This window comes from Pauljensenia sp. UMB0895 (genome assembly GCF_030218905.1).
Lineage (GTDB): Bacteria > Actinomycetota > Actinomycetes > Actinomycetales > Actinomycetaceae > Pauljensenia > Pauljensenia turicensis_A.
In genome coordinates, this window is sequence record NZ_JASOQR010000015.1 from 1 (window position 1) to 19,958 (window position 19,958).

Here is a 19,958-nt window from a genome sequence, read left to right on the forward strand (position 1 = left end):
AGCGCCTGTGGGGTGCGAGGGTGAGTTTTTTGGTTCGGTTGGGTCTGGTGTGGAAGTCGAGATTGATTCGCCGTTGGTGGAGGCGGATGCGGAGTGCCTGCCACCGCCCTTGAGGGTGTTGGATTCGGGTGGCGCGGATTGGGCGTTTTTAGCGACGGTCTTGCCTGAATCGTGGCTTGACTGGCTCTCTGGCGCTGGCGTGCGTCAGCTTCAGACCCTTGCGGAAAACGCGTGTGCTGGAAGCGGGTGGACTCCCAGTGGCCTGCGCGAGGTGCTGGCTTCGAACCCCTTGCCCCCGTTGTCGGATGTTCGCAATCCAACGGGCTTTCTGATCGCCAGGGTGCGTGATGTTCTCGCTGTTGGAAAGCCTCCAAGTGCCAGCGCAAGGCGCGCCGAAGCCAAGCGCGAAAAGCGTGTTTTCCTCGAAGATGTTGCCTCACAACGCCTAGCCCTCGACTGGGAAGTCTTCAAGCGCATCAATGCGATTGCCCAGCGCGGTTACGATGATGACCCTGACCTGTTTGACCGAGTGCGGGACATGGCTCAAGCCTGGTATGACGAGCAGGAAAAGCGCGCATGACGGCCGTCATGTACGCCTCCTTGGGTGCGTTGAATCTGAGGCTCGCAACGCCTAGCGAAGCGATGGTTTTAGCTCGCCTGGTCTGGCACGCTGACCAAAGCGGGGGTGTGATTATCACCTACGGTGAGCTTGCCGAACAGGCGATGATGAGTCCGCAGGCTGCGCGCGAGTGCGTCGCGAACCTGATTGGCGAATCGGTGTGCGTGTGTGATGAGCCTGTTCGAGGGGCGAGTGAGCTGGGGGCGCGCCAGATTCAGATCGCGCAACACATCGTTGCCAGGCTTGCTCTGACCCGAGTTCCTGTCGTGAACAGCGTATCGACGTCCACGTTGAACACTGATGAGTCTGCCGACAATACCGGCAATGCCGTCTTTACCGGATTTGCCGGTAAAGACGGTAATGCTGGTATTGGGATTGACCCTTTATCTGCCAGGGGCTTGCTTGCACTCCTTGAGGCGTGTGTGAAGTCAGGGTGGGGGGATAACGCGTCTCGTGCTCTTGCTGTTGCCTGTGAGGTTGAGGTTGATGCTCGGCTGGGGTGGATTGTGCGTAGGCGTTCGCATATGTCGAGCGTGGAGGCGCGCCAAGATCTGATTTCTCGGTTGTGGAGCGTGCTCAGAGAGCATACGCAGCAGGTGTTGTCGGCTGAATCGAACCCGTGGGGTTTAGCGGTTTCGATTGTGGTCAGGCAAGTGGGTCACGCGGACGAGATGTTCCTGCGTGAGCTTGCGGTAGACACGATCGGTGAACACAGCGATTTTCGACAGGTGGGCACCGATGACGTGCGTCCTGTTGACCAGGTGTCTTTTGTTGATCTGACTGAACTGTTTTCGCGGGGACATCATCATCTGATCGCTGAGCTGGCCTCGCGCGGGGTGGAGCAAGGCCTGGCCTGGCAGGCGACGAGGCGCATGGTTGAGATCGCAGCGACCACGGATAGGTCACGCCAAATCAAAGTGGCTCGCTCTGATGAGTATCTTGCCTCGCTCGCACTTCCACCGCATGTGATTTCAGCGTGGATGTCCCTTATTTGTGGGACAAGGCGCGGTGGGGTGGACTCATCGTTTGTTCTACGCATTATGCGTGGAGGAACAGGGGTTGAACCTCATGAGGACAAGTGGCTTGCCACGATCGAAAACTGGGCGTTTGAACAAGGACTGCGAGGCGGTGAGAGTAAAGCTGTTAGCGCGTAAGCTCGGTTTTCTCCCAGTTGGTTGTCGTGGTTGTTGAGAGTACGCGCGCACTCCAGAGTGTCATGTTCTCTGATGCTCCGGCGAGTGCTTCTTCGACTGCCTGCCAGGTCGCATAGTAGGTTGCTTCGCTGCTGTATCCAGGGGGCAGTGAGCCTGGAGTGAGTGCATACAGGGTTGCTTCAGTGGTGTCGATTGTGCGAGGTTCACCGCGCATGACGGCTCCTTTTACGAGCGAAGAATGATCGTTTGACTGTAGGTAGGCCACTGACTGTCCCGTCGGGTGCGACTTTGATTGTCCATTTTCCTTCAGGGTCACTCACTTTCACTGTCAGTGTGCGCCCCAGTTTTGTTGCGTATTGGCCGATATAGGCGCTGGCTTTCTGGCGTGCTTCAGCGAGCGTGGGGGCTTCCAGGTAGGTGGTGAGTCCGCTGATGATTGTCTTAATCGTGTGTGATTGGTCGATTTCGACGCTGATGTGTGGCCAACTCACGGTTTCCTGCCTTTGTGGTTGAAAGTGTTGCGTCTCGAATGTGAGCTAAGTGCGCACGTGGCGCACATTCACAGCAGAGAGACACTGCAATTTTTTTCGCATTGGAGAAGCCGGTCAAAATGAGTGAACCGTTTAACCCGTGGGCGACCCCAGATGAGGATAGCCACCAAGAGGCTGAGGTTGCCCCGGCGTGCCCTCATTCGGTTGCGGTTTCTTCTTGGGGAGTGCAAGCGGGTGTTCCTGTGCCCGAAACGGCGTTGTTGGAGTCCCATTATTGTGAGCCTTTGGGGCGTGTGGGTGTTGTTGGTTTGCATGGTGGGGCGGGTACGACCACGTTGGCGAACCTGACCGGCCTTGTTGATTGCGGGCACGTGTGGCCTACGTCGTTTCCTGACGCTAATACGGTCATCTGCGTTGCCAGAACCCACATGAGTGGCTTGCACGCAGCCAGGCGCGCTGCTGCGGAAGTATTCTCTGGCGCTGTTAGTGGCATCCATGTTCTCGGGTGCGTTTTGATCGCTGATGCCCCAGGTAAACGCTTGCCACGCCCGTTGGCTGAAGCCTGCCGTCTTGTGCGAGGCGCTTTCCCGCGCGTATGGACGCTGGAGTTTTCGAGTGCGCTTCGCGTGGGCGAAACACCCTCTAGGTTCCCACGCACATTTGCTCACACCATCACTGAGCTATCAGAGCTCACCGTTGAAAGGAAACACTGATTATGAACACTGCGCTGCACGCCCTGAGCGCGCTTCTTCCGCTCGTGGACACGACTCCTGCTGCTCCTCCGGGTGCAGATTCTTTGCTCACCGTGGTCAAGTGGGTTGCCTGGATTGCCTCGATCATGGGCGTGCTCGGCCTCATCATCGTTGGTGGCATGATGGCAATCAAAAACCGTCGTGGCGAGGGCATGGAAGCAGCCAGCTCGCTGGGCTGGGTAATCGCAGGCCTGATTATCGTCTCTTCCGCTGGCGCGATCGTTGGCACGTTCTTGAGTATCTGACGATGAAGAAACATGACGCTAACGTGACGGGCGAATCCGATACAAAGCCTCTATACGCGCGCGTGGGACGCTTTATGGTTCTGGGCTTGTTGATTGTCGGAATCGCAGGCACCTCCTTTTACGCGATCAACCATAAGAGTGATGCCACCCAGACTGCTCAGAGCGCGTCGTCTGTTCCAATGAGTGTGCCGAGCGGATCTACTGATTCGCCTCCAGAAGCTGGCTCGTATGATGATGCCTGCTCGTGGCTTACTGAATCTGAACTCATCCCTGATTCGACGCTTGAAGTAACGCCTTTCGTCACCAGGTCGCGCGTGACTTTAGCGGTGACAAACGCCGGACCGTGCTCTCTTGAACCATTCCCCACCACATATGCTCATTCCCCAACAGGTGCTCTGAGTGCGGCGGTGAACTACAGCCTGCTTTTAGCCTCAGGTGGCACGGATATACCGGACGTGCTGGAGGCTCTGCTGGTTCCAGGCGCTGACGCGGACGCAATGATCGAGCGCGCAAAAGCGTCCCCGAGTCCTCGCTATGCCAGCTCGTCAGTGAACGGGTTTTTAATCCAACCGATTTCAAAGAATGAATATGAGATCGGCGTTGCTCTTGGTCTGCCAGACAGGTGGGCTTCTATCGAGCTGTGGAACCGCCTGGTGTGGACTGACAACGATTGGAAGATCGTTCCGGTCGCACAAGGAAGCGACATTGATATGCGTGACGCGAATGCGAAGATTCCGAACGGGTTTACCGCCTGGGATCTCCGGCCTGGGCAGTAAAGGACTCGTGCGACTATGACGATGCCACTGCTACCAATGGTGGACAACTCAGACATTGGCCTTGAGGACTGTGGGTTTATCGACCTGGCCTGTAAAGCAAAGACCGGCATTTTGCGTGCTCTGTTCGACGGAATATCCCAAGGTCTTGAAAAGATGCTCGTCCTGGTGGGCGACATGGTGATTTCGCCTCCGTCTTTTACGAGCGAACACCAGTCGAACGCGCAATGGCTCGCCGGTCAGACAGAGTATCTGACAGCCATCCTTGCGGTCGTCTCTGTGATGATCGGTGGGATGATGCTGATGTGGCAACGTAAAGCAGAACCACTCAAAGATATTCTCGCGATGCTGATTCGCCTCATTCTGATTTCGGCGGGAGGCGTGACCCTTGTTGCAACCCTGTCCCAAGCCTCAGATGAATGGTCAGCGTGGATGCTTGACGAGGCAACAGCTGGTAGCTTCAACGACACCCTCATCGCATTATTCGCACTCAACCCGTTCAGCAGGCACTCAGGCATTCTCATGGCGATCCTTTTCGGTTTGCTCGCCATCATCGCCGGAGCCATTCAAGTCGTTCTCTTTATGATTCGCCAACCGTTCCTCATCCTCATGGTTGGACTCTGGCCTTTGAGCGCAGCAGCTACGAATACTGACTGGGGACGCCAGTGGTTCTCCAAACTCACGGGGTGGATTGCAGCATTCCTCCTCTACAAGCCCGCCGTGGCGATCATTTTCGCGTTGGGATTAAAAATGATGAAGCCAAACACGTCAGATACCGCTGATGGAATGTTGAACTTCATTCAAGGTCTTTTGCTCATCGGAATGTCGATGGTAGCCCTGCCAGCGCTCGTGAAATTCATCGTTCCCTCAACCGCTTCGCTTGGCTCTGGAGGCGGGGGAGGTGCTGCTGCCGCAGTCGGTGGCATGGCAGCGATGAAGGTCGCGTCTGGTTCTGGTGGGGGAGGCGCGCGAGGCGCGTCTGGTGGCTCCCAAGGAACCTCACCGTCCGGAGCTGCTGGGGCAACTGGAAGCGCTGGTAGTAGCGGTGGCGCGTCGAGCGCGGGCGGACAAGTCGGCGCAGGTGCTTCAACGGGTGCGAGTGCATCTGCTGGAGCAGCTGGAAGCGCCGGAGGCGCTGCTGCAAGTGGTGGCGCTGCAGCAGCTGCAGGGCCCGCAGCCCCAGTTGTTCTCGCAGCAGGTGCCGTCGCTCAAACTGCTGCCTCAATGGCGCAAGGCGCTGCAGATTCAGCCACTGATGGAGGCCAATCATGAGTACCCCTAGCGTTCAAACCCCAGTTAAAGGGCCGCGTACCTACGGTAATTGGCGTAAGCCAGCCTCCGCTGGTCTAGGGAAGCTGTCTGGTGCTGCAACAGTCACCCTCTTCGTTGGCCTCGTGGCCACATTCCTGACTCAAACAATTATCGGCCCGCTGTATGCAGTCGCGGTCGCAGCATTCTTTGGCCTAGTCATGCTCGGCCTGATGACCCGCGACCGAGACGGGCTGACCATCGTCGATCGGATTGGAGAACGCATGATGTTCATGAAAGCCCGTCGAAAGAAAACCAACATCTACCGCGCGGGAACAACAGGCAAAACCCCTCTGGGCTCCTGCCAGCTACCGGGCATCGCTAGCCAGTTGCGTGCAATGGAGTATCAAGACTCCCTGATGCGTACGTTCGTCGTCGTCGAATCACGCTCAACGTTCGCACTCGTTTTCCACGCCTCACCGGACGGGCAGGCGTTGGTCGATGAAGAAACCATTGATACGTGGGTGTCACGCTTCGGCTTCTGGCTGGCCACACTCGGCCAAGAAGCAGACCTTGCGGGCGCGCAAGTCGTCATCGACTCAGCCCCTGATACTGGTAGTCGTCTGCGTCAAGAAATCCAAACGCGCATGAAAGATGATGCTCCAGATCTTGCTCGCGAGGTGATGAATGAAGTGCAGATCGCCTACCCGACGGGGTCAGCAAACCTGAGAGTATTCATCACACTGACCTACCGCAAAGCCGGGCGCACGCGAGATGAGTTCGGTCGCCAAATGCAGACCCGCCTTGCCAACCTGACAGGCAACCTCGCGGGCACGGGCGCAGGCGTTGTCCACCCCTGTAGCCTTTTTGACCTTGCACAATTCGTTCGAACCTCCTACGACCCGGCTGCTGGCGAACTCTTTGATGAAGCAGCAGTACGCGGACAATCCATTGACCTAGAGTGGAACGATGTCGGGCCGATCGGAGCTGAAGCTCAATGGGACTACTACACGCACGATTCGGGAGTGTCCGTCACCTGGGCGATGACGGGCGCACCCAAAGGTATTGTCCAATCGCATGTCTTAAATGCGTTGCTCGCACCCCACGCGAGGATTACTCGCAAGCGGGTCGCGCTCATGTATCGGCCTGTCGACGTGTCGAAAACCGCTGATGTTGCCGAAGCAGATTTGAACCAAGCTTTGGCGCGCGCGAACAACCAGTCGCGCCCCACTGCGCGTGCGCAGATTGAGATTGCTCAGGCACAAAAGACCGCGCAAGAAGAAGCCTCGGGCGCAGGCTTGGTGAACTTCGGTGTGGTGGTCAGCGCAACGGGAACATCAAGGGCAGAACTTGACCAGATCCGATCAACCGTGACCGGCCTGGCTGCTTCGTCGCGTTTGCGTATCCGCCCTGTCTACGGAGCCCAGGACGCGGGGTTTGCGATCTCTTTGCCACTGGGGCTCATTCCCGTCCAACACGCAGCTGTTGCGTCGATGATGGCAGGGAAGATGTGATGGGCAAGCGAACCTCAAAGAAACCCGCACGCACTACGGCTCCTACCCCCTCACGGCTTGGTTTTACCATGCCTGGCGGAGGCGCGTGGGCGCGTATGCCCGTCCACCCTGAATGGCGTGGAACCAGTATGCAAGTGTGTGGCCTCTGGCCGTTTGGCATTGGAGCTGGCGCACCGATGATCGGCGTCCCGCTGGGAACAAACCTGTTATCGGGGTCAACCGTGTGTTTTGACCCCATCAGCTGGTTTCAGCGCGCCTCGCTGATCTCTAACCCGAGCGCTTTCGTTCTTGGTCTGCCTGGTCTTGGCAAGTCCACGATCGTGCGCAGAATGATTACTGGCCTAGAAGCATTCGGAACACACACGATGGTGCTCGGAGATTTAAAGCCTGACCACGTCAGCCTGATCGCAGCCCTGGGCGGGCAGGTGATTTCCGTTGGCCACGGATATGGAGCCTTGAACCCACTCGACCTGACGAGTGTGCGTCACGCGTGCGCTCAGCTACCTAAGAATGTGGCGACTAGCCTCATGTCGGAAGCAAAGGCGCGTCAGCTTGACCTGCTCATGGGGCTCGTCCAGCTTGTGCGCCGTAGCCGCCCTTCTGAACGCGACCACTTGATCGTCTCGCGTGCGCTGAGTGTGTTGAATGACCGATCGGAGAGTCAGATCGTTATTTCTGACGTTCTCGATGTGATCCGCGAGGCTCCCGACGAAATACGGGAAGTCGCAATGGATCGCGGGGACATGAGTCGTTATCGGCAGGTAACTGAAGATATTGAAATCTCTTTGATGACCCTGTCTTCGGGAGTATTCGGAGAAGTGTTTGGTCGAAAGACCACAACCGCGATGCGTCTGGACCGTAGCGTCGTCTTTGATATTTCCTCCATGAATGACCTCGACACTGGTTTGAAGGCTGCAACCCTTTTGGTGTGCTGGTCATACGGTTTCGCCCAGGTCGATCTCGCCCACACGTTGAGCGAGCACGGACTAGCACCCAGACGCCAATACCTACTGGTGATGGATGAAGCCTGGCAGGTCATGAGAGCAGGCGACGGAATGGTCGATCGTATCGACGCTCTGACACGCCTGAACCGCGCAAAAGGCGTTGGCAACATCATGATTACCCACACTATGAAAGACCTTGAATCACTCCCGCTACCTGAAGATCGCATGAAAGCGAAAGGTTTTATCGAGCGCGCCGGAGCAGTCATTATGGGAGGACTACCAGGCTCAGACCTCGCGAGCTTCGAAGAAGTCATGAGCCTTTCAGGCAAAGAACGTGAAATGGTTGCCAGCTGGTCATCCCCGCCATCATGGGACTCTAAACGTGGGGAAGTGGCAGCGCCTCCAGGGCAAGGAAAATTCCTCATCAAAGTCGGTGGCAGACCAGGTATTCCAACCCAAGTGCGCCTGACGCACTATGAACGCGAAGTCAATGATACGAACCTGCGGTGGCACCCATGAGAGGCGACCGGTATGTGCTCTGGGCTCTTGGGGCGCTGGCACTGATAACGATTCCTCTCACCCTAGCTTCTCACCTTACCTTTGCCGTATTAGGACAAGGAAAAGGGTCATGGAACCCCGTGGTTCTCGCCCTCCAACTCGCCCAAGGTGGAACAGGGCTGAGTGGGAGAGGTCTCATCGTCCTTGCCGTGGTCACGCTCAGCTTCTATGCGCTCGCCTTCGCTATCGGCTTAGGAGTCTACGTTGCACGTACACCTCGGCAACGAGGCGACGAAGCTGCACGCCTGGCGGGCACGAAAGCAACGACCCAAGCCATTAGAGAAAAGAAAGTTCGAGCCAAAGCAGACAAGTTCGGGCTCGACTCTACCCACCGGCCAGGCTATCCGATTGGGCGGGCAGTCGCAGACGGCGGAGCAATCTTCGCAGACTTCGAAGCAGTCGCAACAGTCATTGCCGGACCGCGTACCGGTAAGACCACTGCAATCGCAGTCCCCATCATCTTGTCTACTCGTGGCCCCGTGCTTGCAACATCGAACAAGCGAGACATCGTGGACGCCACGATGTTCGTGCGCTTAGAGCGCACGCGTGAACCAGTATGGGTGTTCGACCCCTCATCAATCCGCAAACAGGCGGCCACCTGCTTTTGGAACCCACTAGAGTTCGTCCGCGATCAAGACCATTACGACGGGTCAATCGTTTCCCGTGCCAGCCGTCTGAGCGCAATCATGGGAGACGCAGCACGGTCTACGGACGGCAAAGGCACCTACAGTGCCTTTTGGGACGGTGGTGGCGATCGTATCCGTGGCCAGCTTATCGCAGCAGCAGCTCTAGGCGGATACACGATGAGTGACGTGTACGCTTGGGCATCAGCAGAAGTAGACACGCGCCCCGTTGAGATTCTCCACGATGCCGGTCTAGCAATCATGGCTAAATCGTTGGAATCAGCGATCAATCTTCCCCATGAAACACGTGGAGGAATGTGGGCGTGCGCCAGGCAAGGGCTCGAATGGGTTGAAGATCCATCATTTAATCAATGGTGGCAACCAGATGGCAGGCGAACCGAGTTCAAGCCTCACGAGTTCGTCACTACCTGCCAAACCCTCTACTCGCTCTCACGAGATGAAAGCCAAGCCACTCCGTTAGTCGCAGCACTGACGGCCGTCACTTGCCTTGCAGCAGAATTCCAAGCAGAGGCGCGTGGAGGCAGGCTCGCGCTTCCTATGATGGTCGTCCTCGATGAGGCAGCAAACGTGTGTCCGTGGCGGGATCTTCCCAAGCTCTACTCACACTTTGGCTCAAAAGGCATTTGCCTGGTCACAATCTTGCAGTCTTGGTCGCAAGGGTCTGACGTGTGGGGCGAGACCGGAATGGCCAAGCTCTGGTCAGCCTCAAACATTGCGCTGTACGCAGGAGGCGTGAAAGAGACAAGTGCGCTGGAAAACTTCTCGAAAATGATTGGCGTTCACTACGTCGATCAACACTCCACTTCGACAACCCAAGGCGTGACCTCATACTCGAATGCCGTCGAATCCCAGGAACGCCCGATCGCGAGAGTCGATGAGTTGGCAGCCCTACCTGAGTGGCGCGCCTGGCTGTTCGCCACTCACGCGCGCCCACTCATGATCGAGCTTGTCCCGTGGTTTAAAACATCTGACCAAGAAGCGGTCGCACAGTCCCTTAAACGCGCACTCGCATAACACCGTTAATCCACCCCACCACACCTTTAGGAGTAGCTCATGCAAGACGATACCGTTCTCGAAGAAATCAGCCAGAAAGCGCAAACAATGATGCGCCTGGCACAAGACATTGCCCAAGCGCGACGATTTCGCCTCCAGCAAGAAGCAATGAGTGCATCGCAAGAATCAAACATTCGTTGGCAGCAATACCGCATGGAAATTGATACTGCCAAGAGCTACATTACGAACGCTTCAAAATCGAGTTGGTGGACTTCTGCTAGTGACGATGATGTCGCGCGAATGATCTCCTACGTGGAAAAGTACCGTGGCCACGACCCCATGATTGATGAAGCCTACGAGCGAGTCCACCGCGAGGTTTATGAGCGATATCAGGTCAACCTCGACGAGCCTCACGCGCACGGTGCCCACACCACTGTCTCCGATGATGTGCTCGTCGATGCTGACAAACGCACCGTTATTGAGCCAGCCAAAACCGCCGTAGAGATTCGTCAAGAACTCCACGACCTTGACTCCAGGCTCGCTCAACCCATCGCCCACGCAACACAAACACTGGACTCAATCGAGCAGACGTGGGCTAATGACGCTCTCAGCGCAACAATCAAAAACACTCTCACCCGCCAGCTGACAGGCAACCTCAGCATCGTGACGGACGAATCTGAGAAGACAGAACTCCAAGAACGCCTGAACAACTCGACGCTGCCCAGTCAAGTCAAAGAAACCCTGAGCCTGGTCATTGAATCTGCCCAGACGCTCGAAGAAACGCGCGCCCACCTCGCCCAAGCCCAACGTGAAACCAACGACGCCAACGCCAAGCTTGACCAGATGCTTCACCTGGAATCAGTAGCCCGCGATGAAGAAACCTTCGCACGCACCCAGAGCGAACAAACCGACCTGGAAGCGTCACGAGGACTTGCCAGCCAGGACGAAAAGGACGCAATGCGCGCCCGCGCCGATATGGCCACCGCTGCTGCTCAGGACGCGACCCGCGATGTTGGCGACGCGCGAGCACAAGTAAGTCACGCCACCACCCGTGAGGCCCAAGCGCAAGCACACTACGTTGGGACAGCCCAAACGCAAACATCTGTGCGCGTCGCGAAAGAATCATTCCCCACCTCAGCCCTCAAAGGCCTGCGTGCTCGCTTCGGTAAAAAGACTACGGTATCTGCTACGCCACGGCCTCGCCCGCGCACCCAATCCACCGGACGTAGCCGATAAAACCCTTGGGAGCCTCTCATGAACGATGACCTTGAAGAAGTTGAACAAGAAGAAGCAGACACGGCTACCCCCGAACTGCTCTACTCCGATGCGCCCACCTGGTTCGAGGACTACCTGTCCTACCTATACAGGCGCGACCTAGGCCGATCAACCACGCTCTGGTGCGAACGCTGGTTTGACCACCCCGAAGCCCTGACCCGCATCCAGATTCTATGGCGATCATGGGAAGCAGCCCGCCAAGATGACACAATGAGTGGTCTAGCCACATGGTTTGTCAATATCGCTGACCCGATGATGCGCGAACTCTTCAGCCCCGAGGGCACATTCAAGCGCTGTATCGACCGCCACGAAGTACGCACCCCCGACAAAGAACACCTGCCATTCCAGCCCTACTATGAAGAACTCCGCCAAGACTTTCATATGAACACGTGAATATCATGATCGGCTATGAGTCAAGAGGGGAGTCCTGGGCTACCTCATCGTCATTGAAGATTGACAACGCCTTCTCGAGAAGAATAGGCAGGAGACGATAGAACTCGCGAACACCTGCGTCGTTCAGCTCAGAGGTGTGCATGACGATGTTACGCAAATATGCGCTGACTCGAAGCTCTTTCTCGTCAATCTTGTAGGAATCGGGGATCACCGTCAGATCAGGATCATCAAAGTAGCTGTTCAATGAAGATAGGAGATATCGAATACCTATGTAGGCGGGATCATCAGTCTGTCTGCGAAAACTCGGCTTTACCTTGTCATTGGCAAACAATTGCTCCTCTGAGCGTTTCCCGCGTGTCACCTCCGCGCGTGCTTTCCCTGTTAAAGGGAGGTGGCGTTCTCGAATTGCTATGCGAGCGAGATTTTCAAGCGTGAACAGAAACTGATACTGGATACTCGCTTGCGTGCTTCCTTGACCAGCATCGTTAAGCCATTTCTTACCGATTGTGGCGATCTGAGGATCGTTTACATTGCGCGAAATGTCATCAATCCACCTAGCGACCTTATCTTCAACTGCATGAGCGAGATCTTCAGATGCACGTTCGATAGGACGGATACTCTCATTTTCAGCATCACCTGTCTGCTTCGATTCACGTCTCCACGAATCCCATTGTGAGGCAATCGTGCCAAGAGCTTTTGTGAGCCCGTCAAGCATTGTGTCAAACTGCTTGTTCCCATCAACGACGCCTTCTCGTGACGACGTAAAAGGATCTGCATCAATTGTGGCGTCAAGTTCATCAAAATGGATCTGCCCATAGAGGTACTGCGTGAAAAGACGAGCATCGGGGCAACGACGCAGAATATCTTTTTCACGTAAACGCCCGTTCACGTACAGATCCACCGTTAGGTGTTCCCCTGTGCCTCGAATTTGTCGATGTGATGGCTTGTGAACAGACGCGATAAAACCGTGAACTCCTGGAGCAAACACGATCTCCTGCATTCGTGTTGTTGACGGACACAACGCAAGATAAGGGTCATCGGGTGTGTCTTGTGCCCATATAAACTGAGTATGTTCTGCAAGGTCTGCAAGATCATTGACGGTGATTGGAACGTCATTGAACCGAATCTCAAAACTCTCATCACGGATCGTGTGAGTGAAGAAAAGGGCGATGAGTCTTCGAAGCGTTTCACACGTGTTGTTTTGTACTCGAACGTTTTCAAGATAGAGCGCAGTCCCGTGTTGTTTCGTGCTCAATGCATCAAGCGCTTGCTGAGCGGGTGCGCCAAGTTGCACATCATGAGGATTACCGTCATTCGTGATTTGAGCGTCCAGAACGGAGTTATCGATCAGGCAGCCAACCACTGTCGACCTGTTTTTGCACGACGCAACGCTTACCGTATCGGCGCACGACAACAATGCCAGCTTGCCGATGCCTTTCGCTCCGATAAAAGCTCTGTTAAGGCGTGCAGAACGAGTCGTCTTGCGGTCTTTACGTTTGGAATAACCGATTCGTAAGAAATGATGCTGCAGGTCGGTAGCATCCATGCCTTCACCGTCATCAACAATCAACATTGATTGTGACTTACGGTCGTACGTGATCTCAACGTGTTCAGCGTCAGCATCCCAAGCGTTGGAGATAGCTTCACCAAGAATAGTGATGAAATTGCGATACAGCTGACGTCCGAGGTGATTGAGTACCGTCAACGAAATTTCAAACGAGAAACTGGTGTTTGGAGTACTCATGTGAATCCTTTAGTGTTCGGCTGCCTCATCGTTGATGACACAACTCATCATAAGCGTTCCAACGTGCTTACCGAATGGTGGGGGAACTGCATTGCCAATGAGTTTTCCTAAACGTGCCAGCCTCGGCTTCTCCCATGGAGCAATGAACTCAAAGTCACGAGGAAACCCCTGCAAGAGCGCAGCCTCGCGTGGAGTGAGCGTGCGTGGCTGTGATGGATGCCCAAAACGTCCTGAGCCGTAGTTATAAAACTCAGTGGTGATCGTTGGTCCTAGCTTCGTCCCATCTATTACTCCGTAAAACGATTGAAACGATGCTCCGCTGGCCTTGCGATGGCATGGTGCACGCAACTCTTCAGGCCAGTCCCGCCATGTTCCCCCAGGAATAGATGCACGAATACGTGCGAGATTGATCGGAGTCAAAGCCCGAGCATAATGCAAACGATCATGCGGATCTGCCTGCCCAGCGACAAGAGCAGGTAGTCCGCGCAGAACATCATTCACACTAGGAGCCTCAACGCCACTGTCCTCGGGAATCTCAATCGAACCGAGAGTAGAAGCTACGAGCACAAGACGACGACGTGTTTGAGCAAGACCATGCTTTTCACCTTTCAGCACCGTGTAATCCACCCAATACCCGCACTCGCGTAGCGTGAGCAGGAAACGCTCAAAAATAGGCTGAAAACGCAATGGCGCAACATTTTCCATCGTGACAAATTCTGGTTGACTCTGACGAACCAAACGACCAAACTCATCAAGCAGATCCCACGCCTCTTCCTCACTGGTGTCCCTACCACGTCGTTGCTGAGAAAACGGCTGACACGGCGCACAACCTGCGAGCAACCGGTAACGCGCATCCGCCCACACCTTATTGAGATCCTTCGCCTCAACATCCCGAACGGACGCTTCAAGGAAAGGAGCGTGAATGTTATGTTCATACGCCCACTTGCACGCCGGATTATTATCAATCCCTAAAACGATGTTGATACCAGCTTGTTGAAGCCCAAGGGAGAGCCCACCAGCTCCACAAAAAAGATCAATCCCCCGAATCAGTGGCTCAGTCATGTAAACTCCTGCCCTCCTTCAATTCAAAACTCACTTCGCACTCGTCATCGCCCACGAACCTGCGCACTTTCTCGATTCTTTATCTCGCGCGCCCTTGAGGGGGTTGGGGGCGGGGACGAGGACGTGTACCCATCGGCGGGGGAGTGGGCGTACCTTGCCTCTTACCTTTACTTCCCAGCACGCTCAAGAAGCGGTTGGTCGCTAAGAGCTCTTGCTTCGTCATGCGTCTGGTATCCCCATCAGTATTCACCTCATCAGCCTCTGGCTTGGGCGTGACAGTGTCAATGGGTGCATCAGTTTCCAAAATAACGGGGCGCTCCAAGACGCCAACATTCGACTGTTCACGCCCCTGAGTCGCCTGCGAGCGACGCTCGGCAATGTAGGTGCGAAACTCATCGGCAGCACTCAGGTCGTGCATATCCCACGCGCTTTGAACGTTCGAAATCTCGCCAATGATACGCAACGCAGTATCACGTTGTTTTTGGTAGCGCACCGCTTCACTCAGTGCCATAGAAATCTCAATCATGGACGCAGCAATAGCCACACCACGATTGTGTTTACCGAACGCTCGGCTTGCGCGCAGAGCGCGCACACCATTACGAACTGCCAGTGATGAAACCCGATGTTGACGAGGGTCATCTTTGAGTTGAGCAAGACGCCCAAACGCGCGCGCAGTCGCAGCGATATGGGGGTGAGTGTTGCCCATATCAAAGGCAAGCGCAGCATACGCGCCTGCTAGATCGCTTGCGACATTCGCTAAACCAACTCTGTCTCCAGGGGTGAGCGCACGCAATCGTTCAATCGTCTCAACCGTCAAATCAGCAATCGCTCGATCATAATTGCCACCATGCTCCGGGCGATCAGGCGGCGTAGCGCGCTCGGTATGGTGCCATAATTCCAGCGCCTCACGGCGAGTATGAGAGTAGTCATGCCAGTTCTGCCTCATGCGAGGCAACGTCAAATCGTAAGCAAGACTCGACCCGCCATACCACTTTGGCTCACCGCCACTCCTGGGACGCAACGCAACAGAATAGCCGACCACAACGTTGGTATCACCACGAGCAAAACGGGGACGGAAGATAACATCTTGACCACGCAACTCGCGCAAAAATTCTGCTTCAGTCGTTGCAACAACAAGCGCTGCGCGCACGCGAACTTCTAAAGCTTCACGATCCGTTAAGTCTTTACCCTCACGCAACGCAGCCGCTTGCTCAGCCGGTTGAATACCTTTACTTCCACGACCATGCTCGCGCGAATCAAGAATCTCCAACCCATACTTATGCTCAAGCACATTAGCAGTGTGCTGAGCACGAGAGTAGTCATTCCACGTGCGTGAAGGACGACCATCTTCACGCACCAAGTTGAGCGCAATATGAATATGATCGCCACCATTCTTCGTCACACCGTGGCGTACAGCGACCCACCTACACGGATTATCATTCGGATCATCAGGGTCAGCAAAACCCATCTCACGAACAAAATCAGTCGCAATACGTGCCCACGTTTCATCACTCAAAGGACGCTCATCAGGACGCAACGACAAGGACACGTGCCACACGTGATTAGGACCCTCACCATCGTCACGATACTGCTCATTCTCATAATCCCAAGACGTACGCTTACCCATCATCGACGTACCATGAACACGCCTATCAAGATCTAAAAGAGCTCCAGCATGCAATGCTTCTTCATGGGTTAAAGTCCTATTCCCAAACTGAAACATCAACGAACTTGAACCAGCAATAATGTGCTGATCTTTGTGCTCGTTCGCCCGCCCCTCACCCAAAAGATAAGCCAACAAACCAACCGTGTTACCGCCACGAGTAATGTTAGGCATCATAGAAGATCACTAATCCGCAAACACAGCTGCTCAACCTTCGTCACTTGCTTACGCACCTGACGAATAAGCGAATGAGCCTCACCCGGAAATGCGTGCTCAGCATTAGCCCAATGAGCAATCTGATTAAGATTCGTCGCCTCACCCTGCAACTGACGATTAAGCTTCAACAACTCACTCATCAACTCTCGTAAAAGCTCACCATCAACTTGCGTTACAGGTGGACGCAAACACTCCAACAGATAGCGCGTCATCGTGCGCCCCGCTTTACGTGCACTCACACGCAACAAAAGATAATCATCAATCGGCATATTCAGCCGAAACGTCTTTATTCCCTTTGCGTTCGTTGCCTTCGAAACCTTACGCACCGGAGGCAAACGACGCTCACGCGAATCACTCATTCGCCCTCCAACCAATAAGCCAGCGCAGCGACCCGAACGGGACACCAAAACGGCCAGCGGAGCAAGCCCGCCGTTTTCAAGCATAATCTTAGCATAAGATTGTATAGCTTGCTCCTTAATCGGCTACGATTAAGGATAGGCTCTGTGAATGTACAAGTGTGCATTCACAGGAAAATACAGTGGTGCGCACCCGGTGTGTGCACCTCCTTATTTCGCGCGAGTTTTTAGCGCATACCATGCGCGTGCACCTATACTGGCGTGTATGGATATGAATGAACGCGCACAACGCATTAAAGACACTCTTACTGCTGGCCTTGAGGCCAGGCACCGTAGCCTAGACACACTCGCCTATGCGGCAGCTGCCTTGGAACACGCCAGGGAAGAATATGCACATGCCTGGGCGGATGCGACAGCGGTTGGTTGGCAGGAAAACGAACTCAATAAAGCTGGACTGACCCCGCCTGTGAAACCTAAAACACGACGCACCTCAAAGCGCCAAACCCGCGCATCAAAACCGGATACTCCCGAGGTTCCCGAGCAGTAACACATGCTCGCGCACGCAACACAAAGAGGGTCGAACACCATGGTGTTCGACCCTCTTTATATCGCGGGAGTGTTAGCGTCCCCGAGCTTGCCCTCGCGCACTCTGAGTGACCTTGAAGCCACTCAGGTGAGCGCTCGCTTGGTGAAACGAACTAGGGCGCGAAGTACCCGCACCCTGCTCCAGCATCGTGACAAAACGCTGCGCATCACGCTCCTTGACCTCAACAACCGGTTTTGCTCGTCGCAACTCCAACTCATCTGCGGCACCAATGAAGCGTTCAACACGTGCTCGTTCAGGCACCCCCTTATCGGTGCGCACATGCCAGTCACCGGGATATCCGCACCGCTTCAACGTCATTTGGCTTTCGATCTTCATACTCATCGTGCCTTTCAACCGAACCCCGCCAAAATGCCCAGTCCGTGAATTACCGAGCGCAACATGTGGATCTGTAAACGTCACCGTCTTGGCGTGGAAATAATCTGGAATGAACTCTTGAAACTTGCCATGCCAAACAACATCAAGATAGACACCTTCACCCACTCCACTCAACGCGCTTCTCTCAATCAACTTCGCCACAGCATCATTGTTCAACTCAACATCAATACCAGCTGAAGCCAAATACTCACTGAGAGCTGCAAACAAGAACTCGTCGCGACCTTCTGTCCGTTCAACCAAGCCGTTCGAAGCGGAGGCATTGACGTCGCTAGCATCTTTAATGTCGTCATAAATGTCTTCAAGGCTTCTTCCAGGAAAACCTTGAACTGGCATACGCAACAACGTTGCACCAGCGTGACGAGTAAGGTCATCAAAGTGCACGTACTCACCATTGTCCATTAACGCAGTACCGATCAGCTCTAACTGCCCCTCCGTGAGCGCGTCAACACCAACTCCCGCCTGCTCGACGAGAGATTCCACTTCACGCTCTCGCTTAAACTCCTCGCTCTCCCATATCCAGTTAAAGGCTGGTGCATCGTATGGGTTCACACCAGATAAAAGAATGTTGATCTGCTCATCCGACAGCTGTGCACTGTCATCAACAAAACCGTATTGGTGTGGCTCGCTCGCGTTCACTAGCGACTCAACAATCCCATCAACTAACGCCGCTATCCGCACCTCCTCCTCATCCACATCGTCCCCAGCTTCAACACTGAGCGCCACCAATCGATTGAACTCATCAATCACTGCTTTCATACGGTCAGGCCTAAAACCATCCCACCGCACATCAAAACCCTCACCGCGCACCTCAATCACCGGCACCCGCTGGTATCCCCACTCATCACGCACCCTCATAAACGCGCGTCTATCTTCAGTGACATCAACCTCCCTAAAAGCAACGCCCTCCTTCGTAAACTTCCGCTTCGTCGCCTCACACTGTGGACAATTCGGCTTTGAATAAATGGTGACGTCCATCGGACTCCAACCCCGCTTTCACATAGGTGTCAAACACTGTCGCCTACATGTGGAATGTGCGCGCAAACAGTTCACTCACACGCAACAAAAGACACCCGACCACCACGACACACATCCCCGGTGCCCGACTCATAATGAGAATCTCCAGGCAATACTCTTTCCCCGAAAATGATCGCCAGAGATTGAAGAAGGCGCGGGAACCAACTAAGATGTTTACACGTAAACACTTGGGGAGGGGTTATGACAACATCAGTCGCAGCACTGCGTATTCCGCAAGACCTTGCAGGTCGATATGACCGCCTTGCGTCGATGACAGGCAGAACGAAAACCTACTACCTCACTCAAGCTCTCGCAGAGTCGATTGATCGCCTTGAATACGAGTATAGCCTCATGCAAAAGGTTGAAGATTGGCGTGCTGGCAGACTTGAAACTGTAAGCCTCGATGAGCTGGAGGCTGACCTTGGCGTGGAAGGTTGAGATCGATAAAGACGCCCAACGCTATTTGGCGAAGCTGGATAAGCCAATAGCTCGACGCATCGTCGCTAAACTTCGACAGATTTCCAAGCTCGATGACCCTCGGATGCAGGGGAAGGGGCTGACTGGAAACCTAGCAGGTCTTTGGCGTTACCGAGTTGGAGATTATCGGCTTGTGTGCCTCATTGAAGATGATGTGATGGTAGTTCTTGTGGTTGATGTCAATCATCGTTCACAGGTATATAAGGGGCGTTCGTAAATGAACGGTTTGACCGCTGTCACGCCCACTCTGGCCAGAAACAAGCCAGTGTGCGATGGCTGTACAAAGCTGGTGAAAGTATCTCCGCAATCGCTCTCATGCTCAACGTCTTGCGTTCAACAACCCACCGGACGTTAACTATAAACTAAAGCCAGACGCGTAAAACAGGGAAAGGGACGCACAAGGATTGAAATGAAGCAGGCTTTCGATCCTATGGTCTACGACGCCCTCTTGGAACTGACTACCCGCATTGGTGGTCAATATGTCGAGTGGGAGCGTCAAGCTACGGCTTTGGAAGAACAAGAACATTGGAAACAAGCCGGAATTGCGTTGCGCGCTCAGGTTCGTGCTATCGACCCCGATGATGTTGCGCTAATTGACGCCAAGCGCTTAGAACTCCGTGAACTCTTCCGATCTCTGCCTGAAACGCCTCCCGCAGTTGCCGTGTAATGAGCGTAGAATTACCAGCAGATGAGCTGAGGAAAGTTTTTGAATCGTAGATTCTTCCCGACTATGGGACACAACATTAAGCATTCTGGTCGCGATACCCAGCGACCTATCCTATGAACTCGGATAAAGACAATGTTCCCCATGCACATCGCGCATGGGGAACATTCTTTTTTT

22 protein-coding genes are annotated in these 19,958 nt (G+C 54.6%); 15 read left to right on the forward strand and 7 right to left on the reverse strand.

All coding sequences use genetic code 11. The features are described 5' to 3' along the window. Together QP503_RS07930 and QP503_RS07935 are read left to right on the forward strand one after the other, a co-directional pair. Window positions 1–580 (forward strand): hypothetical protein (locus QP503_RS07930; RefSeq protein ID WP_285101514.1); only part of this gene is annotated, 580 nt, incomplete at its 5' end. Then, window positions 577–1,773 carry a hypothetical protein gene (locus QP503_RS07935; RefSeq protein ID WP_285101516.1) on the forward strand — a complete coding sequence of 399 codons (1,197 nt, stop codon included), beginning with the start codon at window positions 577–579 and terminating at the stop codon, window positions 1,771–1,773. The genes QP503_RS07930 and QP503_RS07935, both read left to right, overlap by 4 nt. On the opposite strand, the gene QP503_RS07940 is transcribed toward QP503_RS07935, so the two are convergent. Further along, on the reverse strand, window positions 1,763–1,987 hold the full coding sequence (locus QP503_RS07940) for a hypothetical protein (protein ID WP_285101518.1): 225 nt from the start codon (window positions 1,985–1,987) through the stop codon (window positions 1,763–1,765). The two genes, QP503_RS07935 and QP503_RS07940, sit on opposite strands and share 11 nt — an antisense overlap. Continuing rightward, window positions 1,977–2,264 carry a hypothetical protein gene (locus tag QP503_RS07945; RefSeq protein WP_285084264.1) on the reverse strand — a complete coding sequence of 96 codons (288 nt, stop codon included), beginning with the start codon at window positions 2,262–2,264 and terminating at the stop codon, window positions 1,977–1,979. Before QP503_RS07945 ends, QP503_RS07940 begins: the two co-directional genes overlap by 11 nt. A gap of 119 nt (window positions 2,265–2,383) precedes the next feature. Here QP503_RS07945 and QP503_RS07950 point away from each other — a divergent pair, with 119 nt between their 5' ends. From QP503_RS07950 to QP503_RS07990, 9 genes are read left to right on the forward strand one after another with little or no spacing between them, the layout of a single operon-like run. Beyond that, window positions 2,384–2,977: a DUF6668 family protein gene (locus tag QP503_RS07950; protein ID WP_195226026.1), complete on the forward strand. Its 594-nt coding sequence runs from the start codon at window positions 2,384–2,386 to the stop codon at window positions 2,975–2,977. Between the two features lie 2 nt (window positions 2,978–2,979). Next, window positions 2,980–3,261 carry a hypothetical protein gene (locus QP503_RS07955; RefSeq protein WP_195226025.1) on the forward strand — a complete coding sequence of 94 codons (282 nt, stop codon included), beginning with the start codon at window positions 2,980–2,982 and terminating at the stop codon, window positions 3,259–3,261. Between the two features lie 2 nt (window positions 3,262–3,263). Further along, on the forward strand, window positions 3,264–4,037 hold the full coding sequence (locus QP503_RS07960) for a DUF8175 domain-containg protein (RefSeq protein WP_195226024.1): 774 nt from the start codon (window positions 3,264–3,266) through the stop codon (window positions 4,035–4,037). A gap of 15 nt (window positions 4,038–4,052) precedes the next feature. Beyond that, window positions 4,053–5,306, forward strand: a complete 1,254-nt coding sequence (locus QP503_RS07965; RefSeq protein WP_285101520.1) for a TrbL/VirB6 family protein — start codon at window positions 4,053–4,055, stop codon at window positions 5,304–5,306. Beyond that, a complete protein-coding gene (locus QP503_RS07970; protein ID WP_285101522.1) occupies window positions 5,303–6,796 on the forward strand; it encodes an SCO6880 family protein in 1,494 nt (497 codons plus the stop codon). The genes QP503_RS07965 and QP503_RS07970 overlap by 4 nt, the downstream gene beginning before the upstream one ends. Then, window positions 6,796–8,259 carry a putative type IV secretion/conjugal transfer ATPase gene (locus QP503_RS07975; protein ID WP_285101524.1) on the forward strand — a complete coding sequence of 488 codons (1,464 nt, stop codon included), beginning with the start codon at window positions 6,796–6,798 and terminating at the stop codon, window positions 8,257–8,259. The genes QP503_RS07970 and QP503_RS07975 overlap by 1 nt, the downstream gene beginning before the upstream one ends. Then, window positions 8,256–9,956: a type IV secretory system conjugative DNA transfer family protein gene (locus QP503_RS07980; protein ID WP_285101599.1), complete on the forward strand. Its 1,701-nt coding sequence runs from the start codon at window positions 8,256–8,258 to the stop codon at window positions 9,954–9,956. Before QP503_RS07975 ends, QP503_RS07980 begins: the two co-directional genes overlap by 4 nt. A gap of 39 nt (window positions 9,957–9,995) precedes the next feature. Further along, window positions 9,996–11,171, forward strand: a complete 1,176-nt coding sequence (locus QP503_RS07985; RefSeq protein ID WP_285101526.1) for a hypothetical protein — start codon at window positions 9,996–9,998, stop codon at window positions 11,169–11,171. A gap of 18 nt (window positions 11,172–11,189) precedes the next feature. Further along, window positions 11,190–11,603: a DUF4913 domain-containing protein gene (locus tag QP503_RS07990; RefSeq protein ID WP_285084270.1), complete on the forward strand. Its 414-nt coding sequence runs from the start codon at window positions 11,190–11,192 to the stop codon at window positions 11,601–11,603. Between the two features lie 13 nt (window positions 11,604–11,616). On the opposite strand, the gene QP503_RS07995 is transcribed toward QP503_RS07990, so the two are convergent. The 4 genes from QP503_RS07995 to QP503_RS08010 form a co-directional block, all read right to left on the reverse strand. After that, window positions 11,617–13,347 (reverse strand): ATP-binding protein, encoded by a 1,731-nt coding sequence (locus QP503_RS07995; protein WP_285101527.1) that lies wholly within the window; start codon window positions 13,345–13,347, stop codon window positions 11,617–11,619. A 9-nt stretch (window positions 13,348–13,356) separates the two neighbouring features. Beyond that, window positions 13,357–14,409, reverse strand: a complete 1,053-nt coding sequence (locus tag QP503_RS08000; protein ID WP_285101530.1) for a DNA cytosine methyltransferase — start codon at window positions 14,407–14,409, stop codon at window positions 13,357–13,359. A 79-nt stretch (window positions 14,410–14,488) separates the two neighbouring features. Beyond that, a complete protein-coding gene (locus tag QP503_RS08005; RefSeq protein ID WP_285101532.1) occupies window positions 14,489–16,246 on the reverse strand; it encodes a relaxase/mobilization nuclease domain-containing protein in 1,758 nt (585 codons plus the stop codon). Further along, window positions 16,246–16,647 (reverse strand): MobC family plasmid mobilization relaxosome protein, encoded by a 402-nt coding sequence (locus QP503_RS08010; protein ID WP_285101534.1) that lies wholly within the window; start codon window positions 16,645–16,647, stop codon window positions 16,246–16,248. The genes QP503_RS08005 and QP503_RS08010 overlap by 1 nt, the downstream gene beginning before the upstream one ends. A gap of 262 nt (window positions 16,648–16,909) precedes the next feature. On the opposite strand from QP503_RS08010, the gene QP503_RS08015 reads away from it, so the two are divergent. Then, window positions 16,910–17,191, forward strand: coding sequence for a hypothetical protein (locus QP503_RS08015; protein WP_285101536.1), 282 nt, complete (start codon window positions 16,910–16,912; stop codon window positions 17,189–17,191). 72 nt (window positions 17,192–17,263) lie between these two features. Here the strand turns inward: QP503_RS08015 and QP503_RS08020 are convergent, their stop codons facing one another. Further along, on the reverse strand, window positions 17,264–18,601 hold the full coding sequence (locus QP503_RS08020) for a glutaredoxin family protein (RefSeq protein WP_285101538.1): 1,338 nt from the start codon (window positions 18,599–18,601) through the stop codon (window positions 17,264–17,266). 240 nt (window positions 18,602–18,841) lie between these two features. Here QP503_RS08020 and relB point away from each other — a divergent pair, with 240 nt between their 5' ends. The 3 genes from relB to QP503_RS08035 all read left to right on the forward strand — a co-directional run bounded on the left by relB (window position 18,842) and on the right by QP503_RS08035 (window position 19,784). Then, a complete protein-coding gene (gene relB, locus QP503_RS08025; protein ID WP_285101540.1) occupies window positions 18,842–19,078 on the forward strand; it encodes a type II toxin-antitoxin system RelB family antitoxin in 237 nt (78 codons plus the stop codon). Then, window positions 19,044–19,334, forward strand: coding sequence for a type II toxin-antitoxin system RelE family toxin (locus QP503_RS08030; protein WP_350338044.1), 291 nt, complete (start codon window positions 19,044–19,046; stop codon window positions 19,332–19,334). The genes relB and QP503_RS08030 overlap by 35 nt, the downstream gene beginning before the upstream one ends. Window positions 19,335–19,526: 192 nt before the next feature. Beyond that, the gene (locus tag QP503_RS08035; RefSeq protein ID WP_285101544.1) at window positions 19,527–19,784 is read left to right on the forward strand and encodes a hypothetical protein; all 258 of its coding nucleotides are present in this window, start codon (window positions 19,527–19,529) and stop codon (window positions 19,782–19,784) included. Window positions 19,785–19,958 lie beyond the last annotated feature (174 nt).